The 16,347-nt window shown below is 41.1% G+C and carries 10 protein-coding genes; 9 read left to right on the top strand and 1 reads right to left on the bottom strand.

Features of this window, described 5'->3' with window-relative positions:
• Positions 1-99: 99 nt before the first annotated feature.
• From pdxR to N9I19_RS14630, 8 genes are all read left to right on the top strand, one after another.
• Positions 100-1,491, top strand: coding sequence for a MocR-like pyridoxine biosynthesis transcription factor PdxR (pdxR, locus tag N9I19_RS14660; RefSeq protein ID WP_317778204.1), 1,392 nt, complete (start codon positions 100-102; stop codon positions 1,489-1,491).
• 464 nt (positions 1,492-1,955) lie between these two features.
• Positions 1,956-4,766: a bifunctional metallophosphatase/5'-nucleotidase gene (locus N9I19_RS14655; RefSeq protein ID WP_317778203.1), complete on the top strand. Its 2,811-nt coding sequence runs from the start codon at positions 1,956-1,958 to the stop codon at positions 4,764-4,766.
• Between the two features lie 53 nt (positions 4,767-4,819).
• On the top strand, positions 4,820-9,151 hold the full coding sequence (locus N9I19_RS14650; protein WP_317778202.1) for an endonuclease: 4,332 nt from the start codon (positions 4,820-4,822) through the stop codon (positions 9,149-9,151).
• A gap of 787 nt (positions 9,152-9,938) precedes the next feature.
• Positions 9,939-10,973: a PTS sugar transporter subunit IIC gene (locus N9I19_RS14645; RefSeq protein ID WP_317778201.1), complete on the top strand. Its 1,035-nt coding sequence runs from the start codon at positions 9,939-9,941 to the stop codon at positions 10,971-10,973.
• Positions 10,974-11,020: 47 nt separating this feature from the next.
• Positions 11,021-11,683 carry an L-serine ammonia-lyase, iron-sulfur-dependent subunit beta gene (sdaAB, locus tag N9I19_RS14640; RefSeq protein ID WP_061465145.1) on the top strand — a complete coding sequence of 221 codons (663 nt, stop codon included), beginning with the start codon at positions 11,021-11,023 and terminating at the stop codon, positions 11,681-11,683.
• Positions 11,684-11,723: 40 nt separating this feature from the next.
• Complete coding sequence (sdaAA, locus tag N9I19_RS14635; RefSeq protein ID WP_089362772.1) at positions 11,724-12,599, top strand: L-serine ammonia-lyase, iron-sulfur-dependent, subunit alpha; 876 nt, start codon at positions 11,724-11,726, stop codon at positions 12,597-12,599.
• A 280-nt stretch (positions 12,600-12,879) separates the two neighbouring features.
• Entirely contained in the window at positions 12,880-13,038 is a 159-nt protein-coding gene (locus tag N9I19_RS25470; RefSeq protein WP_472673206.1) for a YuzK family famiily protein, read from the top strand.
• Between the two features lie 164 nt (positions 13,039-13,202).
• The gene (locus N9I19_RS14630) at positions 13,203-13,745 is read left to right on the top strand and encodes a DinB family protein (RefSeq protein ID WP_089362774.1); all 543 of its coding nucleotides are present in this window, start codon (positions 13,203-13,205) and stop codon (positions 13,743-13,745) included.
• 197 nt (positions 13,746-13,942) lie between these two features.
• On the opposite strand, the gene brnQ is transcribed toward N9I19_RS14630, so the two are convergent.
• Positions 13,943-15,277, bottom strand: coding sequence for a branched-chain amino acid transport system II carrier protein (brnQ, locus tag N9I19_RS14625; RefSeq protein WP_284469525.1), 1,335 nt, complete (start codon positions 15,275-15,277; stop codon positions 13,943-13,945).
• Positions 15,278-15,515: 238 nt separating this feature from the next.
• Here brnQ and N9I19_RS14620 point away from each other — a divergent pair, with 238 nt between their 5' ends.
• Entirely contained in the window at positions 15,516-16,085 is a 570-nt protein-coding gene (locus tag N9I19_RS14620; protein ID WP_317778200.1) for a hypothetical protein, read from the top strand.
• Positions 16,086-16,347: the final 262 nt, after the last annotated feature.

The raw sequence follows: 16,347 nt of genomic DNA, 5'->3' as shown, positions 1-16,347 counted from the left end.
CTTTCATAATGGATTACAATGACTATAAACTTACATTGACCTTTAATAAACAGCCAGTTTCCTTAAATAAAACCATGCCAGTTAGGAGGAATCATATAAATGGATATCACGTTTTTTTTAAATCGAAATCTAGACATTCCACTTTATCAACAGCTCTATCAGCTCTTCAAAAAAAATATGCATGAGGGCCGTATTCAAAAAGGAATGAAACTCCCTTCAAAAAGGTTGCTAGCCACTCAGCTTTCAATTAGCCAAACGACTGTAGAACGGGCTTACGAACAGCTTGCTGCTGAAGGCTACATTGTGAGCAAGCCGAGAAGCGGCTGGTTTGCTGATTATAATGATTCTGATTTTATCCTTGTTAAAATGCCAAGCACCTCATCCATTAAGCCAAAAACAGAAGAGAATGAACAATCGATTGATTTTCATTATGGCAATGTGGATTGTGCCCACTTCCCTTTTTCCGCTTGGCGAAAAAGCATGGTCAGTAGTTTAGATCAATATGGTCAACAGCTTTATCGGCCAGGGAATGTTTTAGGAGAACTTGAGCTGAGAACACTCATTGCAGAATACTTGTATCAATCGCGCGGCGTCAATTGTCAACCTGAACAGGTCATCTTAGGGGCTGGGAACCCTGTTCTGATGCAGATCTTGTGCCAAGTCTTCGGCCCGAACATTTCCATAGGGTATGAAGATCCGGGTTTTCCGAGAACGAGAAAGATTTTTGAAGTCAATCATATGAAGATTCTTCCCATACCAGTCGATGATGAAGGAATCTGTATCCAAGAAATCCGAAAAGAGAAGCCGAGCCTTGTGTATGTAACGCCATCTCATCAATTTCCACTCGGAACAATTATGACGATTAACAGAAGAATGCAGCTGCTTAAATGGGCGGCAGAAAATCAATCATTTGTCATCGAGGACGATTATGACGGCGAATTCAGATACAGCGGACAGCCGATCCCCTCCTTGCAAGGTCTTGACCAGCATGACCGTGTCATTTATATGGGCACTTTCTCTAAATCTCTTCTCCCTTCAATGCGTATTAGCTATATGATTCTTCCGTTACCTCTTTTAGAAAAAGGCAGTGAAATCACTTCCTTATATAAGCAAACGGTGTCCTCTCACAATCAACTGACGCTTGCTGAATTTATTAAAAAGGGCGAATGGCAAAAACACATCAACCGAATGAGAAAGCTGTACCAAAAAAAAAGAGCCATATTATTAGAGACCTTACAAAGCGAATTAGGAGGGCAAGTGAAGATTCGGGGAGGAAACTCGGGGCTGCATATCTTGCTTGACGTTTACTCACCATTTAGTGAAAAAGAGCTCATTGAGAAAGCAAAAGAGCATGGCGTGAAAATTTATCCTGCCTCTCTTTTTTATAAAAGACAACCGCCGGCAACCACAGTCTTAATTGGATTCGCAGGTGTTTCTGAAGACAACATACAAGAGGGCATAAAAAAACTGAAAGCTGCTTGGATAATATAACAGCTTTTGGTTTTGATTACGATATCTACTTTTCCTTTAGAAAAGACGGTTTAACGATCAAATATAACTACTGCAAATAACCAGAGCTAACAAAGTGATACTCTCCTTTTTTGGTCAATTGTAAATTTAGGTATAAAGACCAAAGGTGGTTTTAATAAGGAGTGATACTATTTTACTACTGAATAATTTTATTGGTATATCATCTATAAGGTAATGGGTATTTTGGGGTGATTATAATGATAATATTCTGTTAAAATTTCACTTTAGATTGTAAATTTGTTTTAAAATTGGATTTTTTTGTTGTAATATAGGATATACACGGATCTTTAGAGGAAAAAAGTAGGGGGATTTGTGTATAAGTAATTAAATTTATCTAGATTCAATTTTTTGAAAAGTATGTCAACTCTATGGGTATGTTAGCAATATGTTATATCAGTATAGAACATATGGGGGGATTAACTATAATGGGGAAAAAGAAAATCGTAAAAATTGCAACAGCTACCATAATGGCTGCGACAACGATCGTAGCAGTAGCACCTGCACCATCAGATGCTGCCACTAGCCTGAATAGTAAAATTAAAACGGCAAAGGCCACTATCAAAAAACCATTCGACACCTATTTCTACTCTTCTAAACTCACTTCCGTGTCCACTGTTGAGAGACAAATCAAGTCAGCAAAACAAGCAAAAAAAGACATCAACTCTACCATTAAAAAATCAATGTTAAGCAAAAAAGAAAAAGATGCCAAATACAAAGAAATCGAAGCTTATGATAAGTACATCACTCGTTCAGAGGGATATGTAAAAGGGTATAAAGCGGCAGAAAAAGCAAAGGCTGCCAATGATAAATCGATTAACGCCCTTATGAATTCAATCATTGCCAAGAAATCAAATGATATCAGGGATCAATACAATGCATTGGATAAAGCTGTGAAAAAGACAGACAAAGCCATTAAAGATACGGTTTACGGTGCGAAAATCGAAAAGCTTTTATACGATAAATTCACTAAATCGACCAAAACAGCTTTGAACGGTGACCTGAAAGTGCCGTACTACTATGAAAAAGTTGCTTACTGGGTGACGAAAGGTGATTTAAAAACCGCAGACAAGCGGATGAATACCGTTTCTTCGCAGTTGAAAAAGGTCAGCAAAACATCCAAACTCGGAAAAGCCATACATGCTTATGTGAAAGAAGTGAAAGGCAAGTATGATGATGCGGTATATGCAGAAAAGAAAAAAGAAGTGGCAAAACGGGTCAATGCCTATGTAGCTCTTGCCAATGGGGAACTTAAAACGAAAGAACAGATAAACGCAGCTAAAAAAGCGAAAGCTGCCATCAATTTAAATGGAATCAAGGAGTCTGACCGTAAGGATTTTCAAGCTAAAATAGCATTGGCGGATCAGAAAGTTGCCGCTGCTGAAGAAGCTTTGAAAAATCCAGCGAAGGCAATCACGCTTTCCTTGATGCATACGAATGACACGCATGCCCACTTGGACAATGTGGCCAAAAGGGTGACAGCTGTTAAAGAAGTGCGTAAGAGTAAGCCGCAAGCTATTTTGGTTGATGCTGGTGACGTATTCTCGGGAACACTCTATTTTAATGAATTCAAAGGGCAAGCGGATCTTCACTTCATGAATTTAATGAAATACGACGTCATGACATTCGGGAATCATGAGTTTGATTTGGGATCAAGCGCTGAGGGGCATCAAGCTTTGGCAGACTTCATTAAAGGGGCACAGTTCCCATTTGTCAGTTCGAATGTGGACTTCTCCAAAGATGATAAATTTAAGGGACTATTCTCGGACTTGATTTCAAGTAAGCCGGAGCAAGGGAAGATATACAATGGAATCGTAAAACTAGTGGATGGTCAAAAGGTAGGTTTCTTCGGGCTTACAACTGAAGAAACGAAAGATATCTCAAGTCCTGGAAGTATAGAATTTGAAAACTATCTTAAAGAAGCCGAAAAAGCGGTCAAGGCGTTCAAAGGCATGGGGGTCAATAAGATAGTTGCCGTATCCCATATTGGTTACGATGACAATCCAGCTTATGACAATGATTTAACATTAGCTGCCAAGGTCAAGGGCATCGATGTGATTGTGGGCGGACATAGCCATACGCAGTTAGACGCTCCCGTTGTTATTGACAAGGATGATAAAGGGAAAACGAAAGAGCCGACTGTCATCGTTCAAGGGTATCAATATAGCGACTATTTAGGAACGATCGATGTGAATTTCGATAAGGAAGGCAAGATTGTCGGACAAGCCGGACAGCTGATTAAGCTTTCTGAAAAACAGGATGATGCCGAAGCGGCAAAAGTTCTCGAAACATACTCCTCGAAGATTAAGGAGCTGAAGGAAACGAAGACTGGTGCATCAGCTGTGAAGGCATTGGAAACCCCGCGTGATGCAGGAGATGCAACGAAACCGAGTGTTCGTAAAAATGAAACCGAACTGGGAAATTTAATTACGGACGGAATGCTTAAAAAAGCAAAAGAATTTAATAAGGATGCGGTCATTGCTTTCCAAAATGGCGGTGGCATCCGCGCTGGCATTGATCAAGGTGAGATCACTTTAGGGGAAATCCTGACCGTTTTACCGTTTGGGAATACGCTGGCAACGATGAAGCTTACGGGTGCAGAAATCAATGAAGCATTAGAGCATAGTGTAAGCCTCGCTCCTAAGGAAAATGGCGGCTTCCTGCATGTATCAGGGATGAAATTCAGCTACGATAGTTCGAAGGAACCAGGCAATCGGGTGACAAAGGTTGAAGTCCTGGGACAAGATGGAACATATTCCGAATTGGATGCAACCAAGGAATATGTCGTGGCGACCAATGCATTTACAGCTAAGGGCGGGGATGGATTCTCCGTTTTCAAGAAGGCTTATGAAGAAGGAAGAGTGACGGATATCGGACTTGCTGATTGGGAGAATCTACGGGATTATGTAAGCGGGCTGAAAACTGTCGATCCAAGCATTGAAGGACGCATCAAAGATGTGGCCGGTAACTCTACAGACCCGACTTTGGTATTGGCTAAAGACTTTGGCGGAACGGCTGATGCGCCAAAAAACCATGAAGGTAATGTAGTTGTGGATATCACGGATATCGCTTCATTGGAAAATGCAGTGGTTAAAGGGAATCTTACATTAACAGGAACTCCATCAGATAGCTTTACCTTTTCAAATGTTACAGTCGAAGGCAATTTGGATTTATCGGGGCTTAACGGTAAAACCGTGAGCATGAACGGTGTCACGGTGAAAGGTGAAACCATTTTTTAAGCGATATTCAAATGATTGCTGCACCTACGTAAAAAGTTGGAGGGGTTGAGATCTTGAAGAAGAATGGGATAAGCAAGCTTTTCTTTGCCATATTGATCGTGCTATCAACGGTTTTGCCATATGCAGCCGCTGCAAAAGCGGAAGGGACAATAACGGTAACGGAAGCGATTAATAATAACAGCGGAACGGCAACGGTGAAGGGATACATCGTCGGTACAGCTAAAAGCGGTACAAGCTATCAACATACATCGCCTTTTACTGAAGGTACGAATATAGGTATTGCAGATAGTCCGGATGAAAAGGATGTAAAGAAAATCATGCCTGTTCAGCTTCCAGCCGGAAATATCCGAACGGCTTTGAATCTAGTCGAACATCCGGATTTACTCAAAGCACAGGTGACGATTACGGGGAAGCTGGAAAAATATTTTTCAGTACCAGGTCTGAAATCAGCAACGGATTACACAATCATCACTGATGGAGGAACACCTCCTGAACAGCCTGATGTGAAGGTTCTGGAATCCATCGCCGAGGCCCGCACGAATACGGAAGATGTTGTGCAGGTTGATGGGGTGGTCACCACAGGGCTTGGATATTGGGGAGGAAAAGGCTTTTATATTCAAGATGAAACGGCTGGGCTATATGTATATGGTTCTTCATGGCCTGAGGATGTAAAGCAAGGGGATAAGGTTCGTTTAATCGGACAAGTATCCGCTTATAATAAGGAATTACAAATTCAACCAACTTCCCTTAAAGTCGTTTCTTCTGGGAATGAACTTCCTGAAATCCAAAAAATTGATGCGGCTGGCGTCAATGGGGAAACACAAGGTGAGCTGGTCACCATTGAAAAAGCGACCATTACAGAATTGGCCGCATCGGGAACATATGGAACATTCGAATTCAAGGCGGCAGATACTAAAGGGAACTCTGTTATCGTTCGCCATGATAACCGGAACGGGTCGAATTATGAAGATTTCCTGAAGAGCTTTAAAGAAGGGGATGTCATTTCCGTAACCGGAATATCATCGCAATTCAATGACACGTATCAACTGAAGCCACGTGGTCTTGAAGATTATGAACTGGTGAACAAGCCAGCAGTTTACACGGATATTTTCCCTGGTACGGTAAGTGAAAATACAAAAGTATCACTTGATTCGGGTTGGGAAGAAGCGAAGATCCATTATACGCTGGATGGATCCACTCCGACGTCTTCAAGTGCATTGTATACAGAACCTATCATTTTAACGAAAGATACTGTCATCAAGGCAATCGCTGTCAACGACAAGACATCGGAAGTTTTCACATTTGCCTATACCGTTACCAAAACCAATGATTTGAAGATTCGTGACATCCAGGGAATGAATCATTTTTCATCATATGAGAATCAGCTCGTCTCAGGTGTGGAAGGTGTCGTCACTTATGTAAAAGATGCGAATAACTTTTACATGCAAGATCTGAATCCAGATAAGGACTTAACGACTTCAGAGGGAATACTTGTTTACAACAAAGCGCATGGCCTAAAAGCGGGAGATCATGTCAAAGTGGCCGGTAAAGTCGTTGAGTGGTATGTCGAAGGATACGCTGAAATGAAAACGACGGATCTGCCAACAACTGAATTGACTAATACGACTATTGAAAAGCTTGGCACTGCAGCGATACCAGAACCGATCGTCATTGGAAAAGATGTCATTCCGCCGTCTGAGAACATCGATGATGATAGATTGACAGACTTCAATCCGACTGAAGATGGCATTGATTTCTATGAGAGTTTGGAAGGAATGCTCGTGCAAGTATATAACCCGAAAGTGGTCGCTCCCCAAGACTATGGTGAATTGGTCGTGATCCCAGGGAATATGGAAACGAGCACTGCAGTTAGAGGTGTCAAAATAACGGAAACGGATTTCAATCCTGAAAGAATAACCCTCGATATGGATGATGAATCATTTGTGGCGAAAACTGGTGATTCTTTTGAAGGCTCGGTTACGGGTGTCATCAGTTATGGATATAGCAACTATAGGGTATTGACGGATAAAAATAAGCTGCCGGCGCTAAAGGATGGCGGAACGGTTCGGGAAGTGACTTCCCTAGAGAAGGATTCCGATAAACTATCGATCGCTTCCTATAATATCGAGAATTTCTCCACTCAAACCGCTAACTCGAAAGTTGAGACGATCGCAACATCCATCATAACTAATCTTAAACAACCCGATATCATCGGCGTAACGGAAATGCAAGATAATGATGGTGCAACAGATAGCGGGACAACGGATTCTGCTCAAAGTGCCAAGAAATTGACCGACAAAATAAAAGAGTTGGGCGGCCCGCAATATCAATTCATCGATATCGCTCCAGAAGATAAACGTGATGGCGGGGCACCTGGCGGGAATATCCGTGTAGGCTTTTTATACAATGTCGACCGTGTCAAATTAACGGAGGGAACGAAAGGAACGGCGACTCAATCCGTTGCCTTCAAAGATGGAAAACTTTCATTGAATCCTGGACGAATCGAGCCTACAGATCCTGCCTTCACTTCGAGTCGGAAGCCTTTGGCCGCTCAATTCGAATTTAAAGGGGAAAATGTAGTGGTGGTGGCCAATCATTTTAATTCGAAGGGCGGCGATCAGCCACTATTCGGGAGAAACCAACCTCCTTTCCTTTCAAGTGAGACGCAAAGGCTTCAAATTGCCTCCATCGTCAATCGGTTCGTCAGTGATATCAAGTCACAGGATGCCAAGGCGAATATCGTCTTACTTGGAGATTTTAATGATTATGAATTTTCAGCTCCGCTTAAAACATTAAAGGGTAAAGATTTAACTAATATGATCGAGAAAGTCCCTTTTGAAAAACGTTATTCATACACATATCAAGGCAATTCACAAGTACTGGACCATATCCTGGTATCGAATAATATGGCGGCAGCCACGAAAGTCGATATTGTCCATATTAACTCATCCTTCATGGAAGTGCATGGAAGGGCAAGCGATCACGACCCTGTATTGATTCAAACCGCTTTAACTGAATCAGGGGGAGTTGAACCCGCTGCTCCGGAAAAAACGTATCATTTAACAAACGTTAAAACAAAAAGGCTTACAATTGCTTCACCTAGTGTTTTGATCGATCTTGACGAAACATCCAACATCGAAGAAGGTATCTGGTTAAAAGGTTCCTATGCTGTACTCAAAGGCCTTGGGCTGAAGAATGCAACTGTGGCTGTCAAACCGGATAAGGAAGGTGCAATCATTGATTTTGGAGGCATGGCGGTGAAGGAAGTCATCATTGATAACGCCAATGTAAAAGAAATCAGGGGCGCTGAAAATGTTCAGAAATGGTCTGTAACGGAAGGTGTCGACACTAAGAATATCAAGTTTTTCGATTCAAAAGGGGAAGCAATTGCTTCTCCTTTCGACCCTAAAGAAAATCATGCGCCCGTCGTAACGAAAAAACTGGAAAATCTTGAAGTGAAAACCGGTTCCAAGGTCACTATCGATTTGAGTGAGCACTTCTCAGATCCGGATGAAGATAAACTGACCTTTTCATCCACGATCGGTACAGTCACCGGCCCGACATTAACCCTTCCTGCAAATGAAGATGGAACATACCTTGTCGCAGTCAAGGCCGAGGACCAGCAATCGGAAGTGGTTGCCCGTTTCACGCTGACCGTATCGAATGATAAGCCGCTTGAAGCTTATTATGAAACGGCGGCAGGAAAAACCGGAACGGAATTGAAATCGGTTCTTCACACGATAATCAAGGGTCATACGATGTTATCTTATGATCAAGTGTGGAATGCCCTTAAAGAAACGGATGAAGATCCGGATAACAAACAGAATGTCATCTTGCTTTACTCTGGAAAGTCTATTTCGAAGAACGCCAATGGAGGCAATGCCGGACAATGGAACCGTGAACATGTTTGGGCCAAGTCCCACGGTAATTTTGGAACAAGCAAAGGCCCTGGGACCGACCTTCATCACCTCCGCCCAGCTGATGTGACAGTGAATGGTAAACGGGGCCACCTTGATTTTGACGAGGGCGGTCAAACATATAGTGGCTGTGAATGTAAGTTTGATTCAGATTCATGGGAGCCGCCGGATCATGTTAAAGGCGATATAGCCCGGATGTTATTTTACATGGCCGTCCGTTATGAAGGAAACGGTGAGTTGGATCTGGAATTGTCCGATACAGTCAATACGTATCCAAAGCCGCTTCACGGAAAGCTATCGACACTTTTGAAATGGAATGATCTCGATCCAGTCGACGATTTCGAGAGCCACCGAAATGATGTAATTTATGACTGGCAGAATAACCGCAATCCATTCATCGATCATCCTGAATGGGCGTCCGAAATTTGGGGGGCCGCTGAATCCATGGATGTGAAAAAAGCGAGTTAGATCGGTTCTTATATTGAATGCAAGCTACACTACAGACTGTAGACAACCTCGATGAAAGTCGTGTTTGCCTATAGTCTTTTTTATTTCCAAATGAAGTTATTTTTTAATAAAACTTTTATAACGTTCGGTAAAAACATCGCAACTCTCCAAATGCACTCCTCTTTATCTCCATATAGATCCGGATTGGTCCTTATATCAAGAGAGGTATAAAAATGAATTTTATCAAACGTGCATTTTTAAGTGTACAAGCAAGAAAGGGAAAATCTCGCAAAATGTTGCAGAAACAGCGAGTGATCTCACTAGAAAAAAGTTGGGAGTTGATGTATTGCTAGGATTAAATCAAGATGAGCTTCCCAAATACATTGAAAAACAGAGAGAAGAAAAACCAAATGAACCAGTACGTTTTCAATTTCAATATTCTTCATAAAGGGTCAAGCAGTTAAACTCATTATTAAAAGGTGATTTAATTATTTCAAAATACTGAAAAATCAAACATTACTTCTGCTATAAAATTTAAAAAATTTTGATAGGTATGCATACCGATATATGTTAATATGAGAGATAAAATGAAAGGGTTTACATTCTAGGTAGAATAAAGATATCTTAATATAGTAAGAATTCATTTAATTCTACTCCTTATTTTTTCGTAGAGACACAGCCAACTATGGAACGAAAACAAAGGACCGATGATGTTGTTCTTTAATCGGAAAATCGCAAATGAATTAGTAGTTCTCCTATAAATATTAAGTCAAAGTATACTAACTATTCACTAAGAGGAGAGACGTTAATGGAAATTTTAAAAGGAACGGCCTTATTATTATTGGTACTTGGTTTATTTTCTTTATTCAGTTTTAAAGCCCCAAAAGGGATGAAAGCAATGGGTGCTCTTGCCAATGCAGCGGTTGCCGCTTTTCTCGTGGAAGCATTTCAGCGGTATGTCGGAGGGGATTTATTTAATATCAAATTCCTTGGAGAAGTAGGGGATGCGGCAGGTAGCATGGGAGGCGTTGCAGCGGCTTCACTTGTTGCATTAGCACTAGGGGTTTCCCCTGTATATGCTCTATTACTTGGTGTTTCATGTGCTGGTTTAGGTTTGCTGCCTGGATTTTTCGCCGGATATCTCGTTGCTTTCCTTGTGAAAGTGATCGAGAAAAAAGTCCCTGCTGGGCTGGATCTAATCGTTACAATCATCATTGCAGCACCGCTCGTTCGGTTTATTGGTGAGCATTTAACGCCTTTGGTCAATGCAACGCTTTTGAATATCGGAGGAATCATTACGGAAACGGCAAACAGTAATCCAGTCTTAATGGGAATCATTCTTGGCGGAGTCATCACCGTCGTCGCCACTGCACCATTAAGCTCGATGGCCTTGACAGCAATGCTTGGATTGACGGGACTTCCTATGGCAATCGGGGCCCTTGCCGTATTTGGATCATCTTTCATGAACTTAGTTTTGTTCGATCGCTTGAAATTTGGAGATAGAAGTACTACAATTGCGGTTGCGATAGAACCTTTGACACAAGCGGATGTCATATCTGCCAACCCGATTCCTGTGTATGCAACCAATTTCATTGGCGGAGCGGCTGCAGGTGTGGTCGTGGCCATGTTTGGTTTAGTGAATAATGCGACAGGGACGGCAACACCAATTGCAGGGTTGGCAGTTATGTACGGTTTCAATGACCCTATAAAGGTGACGATCACAGCTGGAATATGTGCAGTTGTGGGAGCAGCGGTTGGTTTCCTTGGCTCGATCGTGTTCAAGAATTATAAGATCAGGACCGTTTCACAAATAAGGGTGAATGAAGAGCAAAAAGCGGCATAATGAATGGCCGTTAAAAAAATCTATTGCCAGAAAAGGGGCATTGAACAATGAAATACAGATCTGCATTCGATATAATCGGTCCTGTTATGATTGGACCTTCTAGTTCACATACAGCAGGAGCTGCCAGAATCGGCAGAGTAGCACGGACATTATTTGGAAAACAACCGAAGAAAGCCATCATTTCTTTGTATGGTTCTTTTGCAAAAACCTACCGGGGACATGGTACGGATGTTGCTGTCGTAGGCGGGATTTTGGATTTCGATACGGATGATGAACGAATTCCCACTTCATTGACGATAGCGGAAGAAGCGGGTATGGAAGTTACCTTTACAATCGAGGATACGGTGATGGATCATCCTAATACAGTCAAGATCAGACTGTTCGACGAGGATAAAGAAATAGAGCTTGTTGGGATCTCCATTGGCGGGGGAACAATAGAAATAACGGAGTTGAATACGTTCAAGCTTAAATTGTCAGGTGAAAACCCAGCTATTTTAGTGGTACACAACGATGTGTTTGGAATCATATCTTCGGTTTCGACAGTATTGGCGAATCATGAAATTAACATTGGACATATGGAAGTTTCACGAAAAGAAAAAGGTCAAATGGCCCTCATGGTGATTGAAGTCGATCAGAAGATCAAGGGCGATATCATGAAAGAAATTGAGGGATTGGAAAACGTTTCGCAAGTCATAAGGATGGTTGAATGAGAATTTTTAAAAGTGTTGGTATAGATAAGGAGGTAAAAACATGTTCCGAAATGTAGCAGAGTTGGTTGAACTTGCTGAAAGTAAAAATGTAAAAATCGCGGAAATCATGATTTTACAAGAAATGGAATTCTCCGGCTTGTCGAGAGAACAGATCATTGAAAAGATGGACAGGAATTTGACAGTGATGGAACAAGCGGTGGAAAGAGGTCTGAAAGGGGTGCAATCCGTTACAGGCCTAACGGGCGGGGATGCCGTTCTTTTGCAAAATTATATCAAGACGGGCAAGGCTCTCGGAGGCAATTTATTATTGGATGCCGTCAGTAAGGCGGTTGCGACGAACGAAGTGAATGCAGCAATGGGGATGATTTGTGCTACTCCGACTGCCGGTTCTGCGGGCGTGGTTCCCGGTACGTTGTTTGCCGTGAAAGAAAAACTAAACCCGACCCGGGCAGAGATGATTGAATTTCTTTTCACCTCCGCTGCCTTCGGATTCGTGGTAGCAAACAATGCTTCCATTTCTGGAGCAGCTGGTGGCTGCCAAGCAGAAGTGGGCTCGGCAAGTGGAATGGCGGCAGCTGCGATTGTAGAACTGGCCGGCGGTACACCAAGTCAAGCCGCGGAAGCGATGGCAATCACACTGAAAAATATGCTTGGATTGGTTTGTGATCCAGTGGCAGGTTTGGTTGAAGTTCCTTGCGTGAAACGCAACGCAATGGGGGCATCCAACGCGATAACGGCAGCTGATATGGCACTTGCAGGCATTACGAGCCGCATTCCATGTGACGAGGTTATCGATGCCATGTATAAAATAGGATTGACCATGCCAGTTGCACTACGTGAAACGGCAGAAGGCGGCCTTGCTGCCACTCCGACTGGGCGTAGATTGGCAAAGGAAATATTCGGTTCATATAAATAAACATTCAGCCCCATTAACCAATTTGTTAATGGGGTTTTTAATTTTTTTAAAAAAAATTGGAGAATTTTGTAATTAAAAAAGGAAAATTAAGGAAGGTGGAGGGATATGGCGTTTACGTACACGGTGATAAGAACAGCTGTCAGGAAATCTGAACTATCAGTGAATATGGAGCTGTAGTAACTTTGTAAGTTATCATTTTCAATGATAAAATGAGTACGAAATTTACTTTGGAAAGGATTGATTCTTCATTAATTTTCTCGAATTAACGTACACGTCGGCAATGGAAAAAGCAATGTTTCAGGCTCATGGTATCGGCTATGCACTATATGCTCAAAAACTGGAGCAACGCATAATGGTTGAACAAGAACGGGAACAGGATTATCTACAAAGCAGGCGTATATCAGAGGAGATGAGATCCAATCTTTTTTTGGGGAGTTAATATCGATTTACTTGTCACAGATAACATAAAACGAAAAAATCAGATACAAACGAAAGAGCAATCTGAAGGTTGCTCTTTTTTCATTATTAACAGGGAATTTCAATGTAAAGAAGGAAGCAAACATTTTAAATAGAATGTATTTTTAAAAGAGGAGGATGATCCTGTTGGAGAGAAGAGCGTTAATTGTATCTGCATTACCGGAATATGAAGAAGAAATTGGGCGGTGGCTATGGTGTTTAGAAGATGTTCGCCGTACGCTTATAACGGAATTAACTGGAATCAGCCAAAATTCACTCGATTCGAAAATGGATGAAAGGCAAACGATTGGCTCGATGTTATATCACATAGCATTGGTCGAGGCAGATTGGTTATACGAGGAGGTACTTGTTACGGAATGGGATTCGGAAATCCGTGCTTTGTTTCCATTGGAATGCCGTGCTGATGATGGCTCCCTAACACATATTGAAGGACAAACATTAGAAGAACATTTCTACCGCCTTAATAAAGTACGTCAAGTTTTTCTTTCAAACTTCCGTTCAATGAATCTAACGGATTGGCGTAAACCGAGGGTGCTTGACCAATATGACGTCACGCCTGAGTGGGTCGTTTACCATTTGATTGAACATGAATCACATCATAGGGGGCAAATTTTTCAATTGCTGAAGAAATTACGAACGAATAAGAAGATACAAGAAATGGGATTTTAAATCCTGCTATCCAGCTATAGCCGGAGCTGCCTTTATCGCAGTTTTTTTTCCAATCATTATGAGATTATAGGTGTCCGTCAAATTGATAACAAAACGGTCAAATTACATATGTCGAGAGGACAATTCGACCTACCGGAAAATAAATCGACCTACAGGAAAAAAGTCCAGGAATTATTCCTGGACCGATTTTATATCATTTAATCAATTTGATGATTATGACCCGGACGTAAGATGCTGAAGGCATACCCAATGATTCCTCCGACTATTGCAGGGATGACCCACCCTAGCCCTGTATCGTACATTGGAAGGATTTTAGTGAAGAAATCATTGATGGACGAAATGTGAATCCCTGCTCCATTTAATCCATCCATTAAACTGATGATGAATGTTAAAAATAAGCTGCCTTGATAAACTTCAGGCCTTCCTTTAAACATGGAATGGAAAAATGTTAAGAAAATCAATACAATGGCCAATGGATAAATGGCTGTCATTACAGGTACGGAAATTGCAATTAACTCGGTTAGTCCAATATTGGCAATTATTGCACTAAATATCGATAAGCTTATTGCAATTGTTTTGTAAGGCAGCTTTGGAAATAATTTATGGAAGTACGTCGAGCACGATGTAATGAGTCCAACGCTCGTCGTTATACAAGCTACTGTGATCATCAATCCCAATAATAGCCCACCATATGCTCCAAAATAGTAATCCGAGACTTTTGCTAAGACATTGCCTCCATTATCCAAGTGTCCAAATTTCTCGACACTTGAAGCACCCATGTAAGAGAGAGCTGTATAAAAGGTAGCAAGGATAACGGCAGCAATTGCGGTCGCTTTTCCACAAACGATCATTATTTGTTTTTTTGTTTTAGCACCTTTTTCTTTTATGGCATTAATGATGATGATTCCAAAAACAAAAGATGCAAGAGTGTCCATTGTTAAATAGCCTTCTTTGAACCCGTTGAAAAATGGTTGAATCGTATAGCCTTTGGCAGGTGCTTGAAAATCACCAATTGGATGAACAAAAGCGACTATCACCAGGATTCCAATGAACGTTAACTTGATGGGTGTTAAAATTTTCCCCACAATTTCGACAAATTTCGCAGGATTGAGCGAAAGAAGGCACGAAATCGTAAAAAAGATGATGGTGAAAATAAGTAAAGGCAGCGGCCCGAAACCTTCCGGCAAAAATGGTTTGACACCGATCTCAAAAGATACGTTTCCTGTTCTTGGCATTGCAAATAATGGACCAATGGCTAAATAAAGAACGGTTGTGAATACAATACCAAACACGGGATGGACGCGGCTTGCTAATGATTGCAGATCATCTTTTCCCGAAAAACCTAGTGCCATTACACCAAGTAACGGTAATCCTACTCCGGTTACTAGAAAGCCTGCATTAGCTGACCAGATATTCGTTCCAGCTGACTGACCAAGCATTGGCGGGAAAATTAGATTTCCTGCCCCGAAGAATAGGGCAAATAACATTAACCCAATCACTACTATAAATGAAAATGGTACTTTATTAGACAAAATAAACCCTCCACGAAAAAACCAAAATTTACTATTTTGGAAAATTATTAAATTTTCTAAAAATTATATACAAACTAATATTTAAGAACGTATCGTATTATAACTAAATAAAATTGATATTTCAATATATTTTTTGTTTTTTGTTGATTTTGTATGATAAGTAATCTGCCCTCATCTTATTTTGAACAACTAAAAGCTTCTCATACCATTAATAAAATTCATTTTGGTAATAGTTGAAATGTATAAAAATGGGGTGGCTAATATAAAAAAAACTCTTGGCTCATTGTTTTTATTTGTGCTGATTATAGGGGCAAGTGCATGTAACAAGGAAGTAGTCAAAGAAAACGGTGAGGCCTCAGAGTGGAAACCTGTTAAAGAGGAAAATGTGGTCAAAGTGGAAGAGGCTGAAAAGTTATTTAAAGGCTATTATACTGCACGATATACCATCAAAGATCCAGCAAATCCGCCAACCTTTGCTGAAATTGCAGACAATGTTAAAGAATATTTATCAGAAGATGAATATAATGCCCAAATTCTTAACCGTTATTATTCAATCCCTTCATTGGTAGCCAAAGAAATTAATAAAAGCATTGTAGTGCAAGATGTGAAGCTTGAAGAACAAAGGAAAAATGAAGATGGCACAATAGATTACACATACACAACGGAATTTAAAGTTTATGACGAGAATTCATCTAAAGTTTATGAGAAAGAAGGAGAGGTCACGATAACCACCATAGATCATGATTTAAAAGTCACTCGTGATTGGAGTAGAGGGATAAAGATTGATGGTTTAGACGGTGGACTTTAATGGAGAGTGTAGCTGGGAGAGGGTTGTCCCTTTGTGGCGCTTGACATCAGGTATTAACCTTGGATTTACCCGGACATGAAAAGGATAAAACTGCATCTTCCAAAGTTACGTTGGAAGACTTTACTGACTGTCTATGAGCATTTTGGCTGTGAATCTGAACAGGTTATTTTAGTGGGTCAGAGCATGGGGGAATTGTCATAATACAGACAGCCAAATATCGTCCAATTCAATTGAACGTATATTTATGTGCCTTTCTTCCTAC

Source organism: Peribacillus sp. CSMR9, from assembly GCF_033141925.1.
GTDB lineage: Bacteria > Bacillota > Bacilli > Bacillales > DSM-1321 > Peribacillus > Peribacillus simplex_A.
Note: the sequence above shows the minus strand (reverse complement) of the source record. Positions and strands in the feature narration are given on the sequence as shown.

Excerpts from the sequence above, each read along its gene's own strand:
- pdxR (WP_317778204.1), top strand. The coding sequence starts at position 100 with ATGGATATCACGTTTTTTTTAAATCGAAATCTAGACATTCCACTTTAT.
- N9I19_RS14655 (WP_317778203.1), top strand. The coding sequence starts at position 1,956 with ATGGGGAAAAAGAAAATCGTAAAAATTGCAACAGCTACCATAATGGCT.
- N9I19_RS14645 (WP_317778201.1), top strand. The coding sequence starts at position 9,939 with ATGGAAATTTTAAAAGGAACGGCCTTATTATTATTGGTACTTGGTTTA.
- sdaAB (WP_061465145.1), top strand. The coding sequence starts at position 11,021 with ATGAAATACAGATCTGCATTCGATATAATCGGTCCTGTTATGATTGGA.
- sdaAA (WP_089362772.1), top strand. The coding sequence starts at position 11,724 with ATGTTCCGAAATGTAGCAGAGTTGGTTGAACTTGCTGAAAGTAAAAAT.
- N9I19_RS25470 (WP_472673206.1), top strand. The coding sequence starts at position 12,880 with ATGGAAAAAGCAATGTTTCAGGCTCATGGTATCGGCTATGCACTATAT.
- N9I19_RS14620 (WP_317778200.1), top strand. The coding sequence starts at position 15,516 with ATGTATAAAAATGGGGTGGCTAATATAAAAAAAACTCTTGGCTCATTG.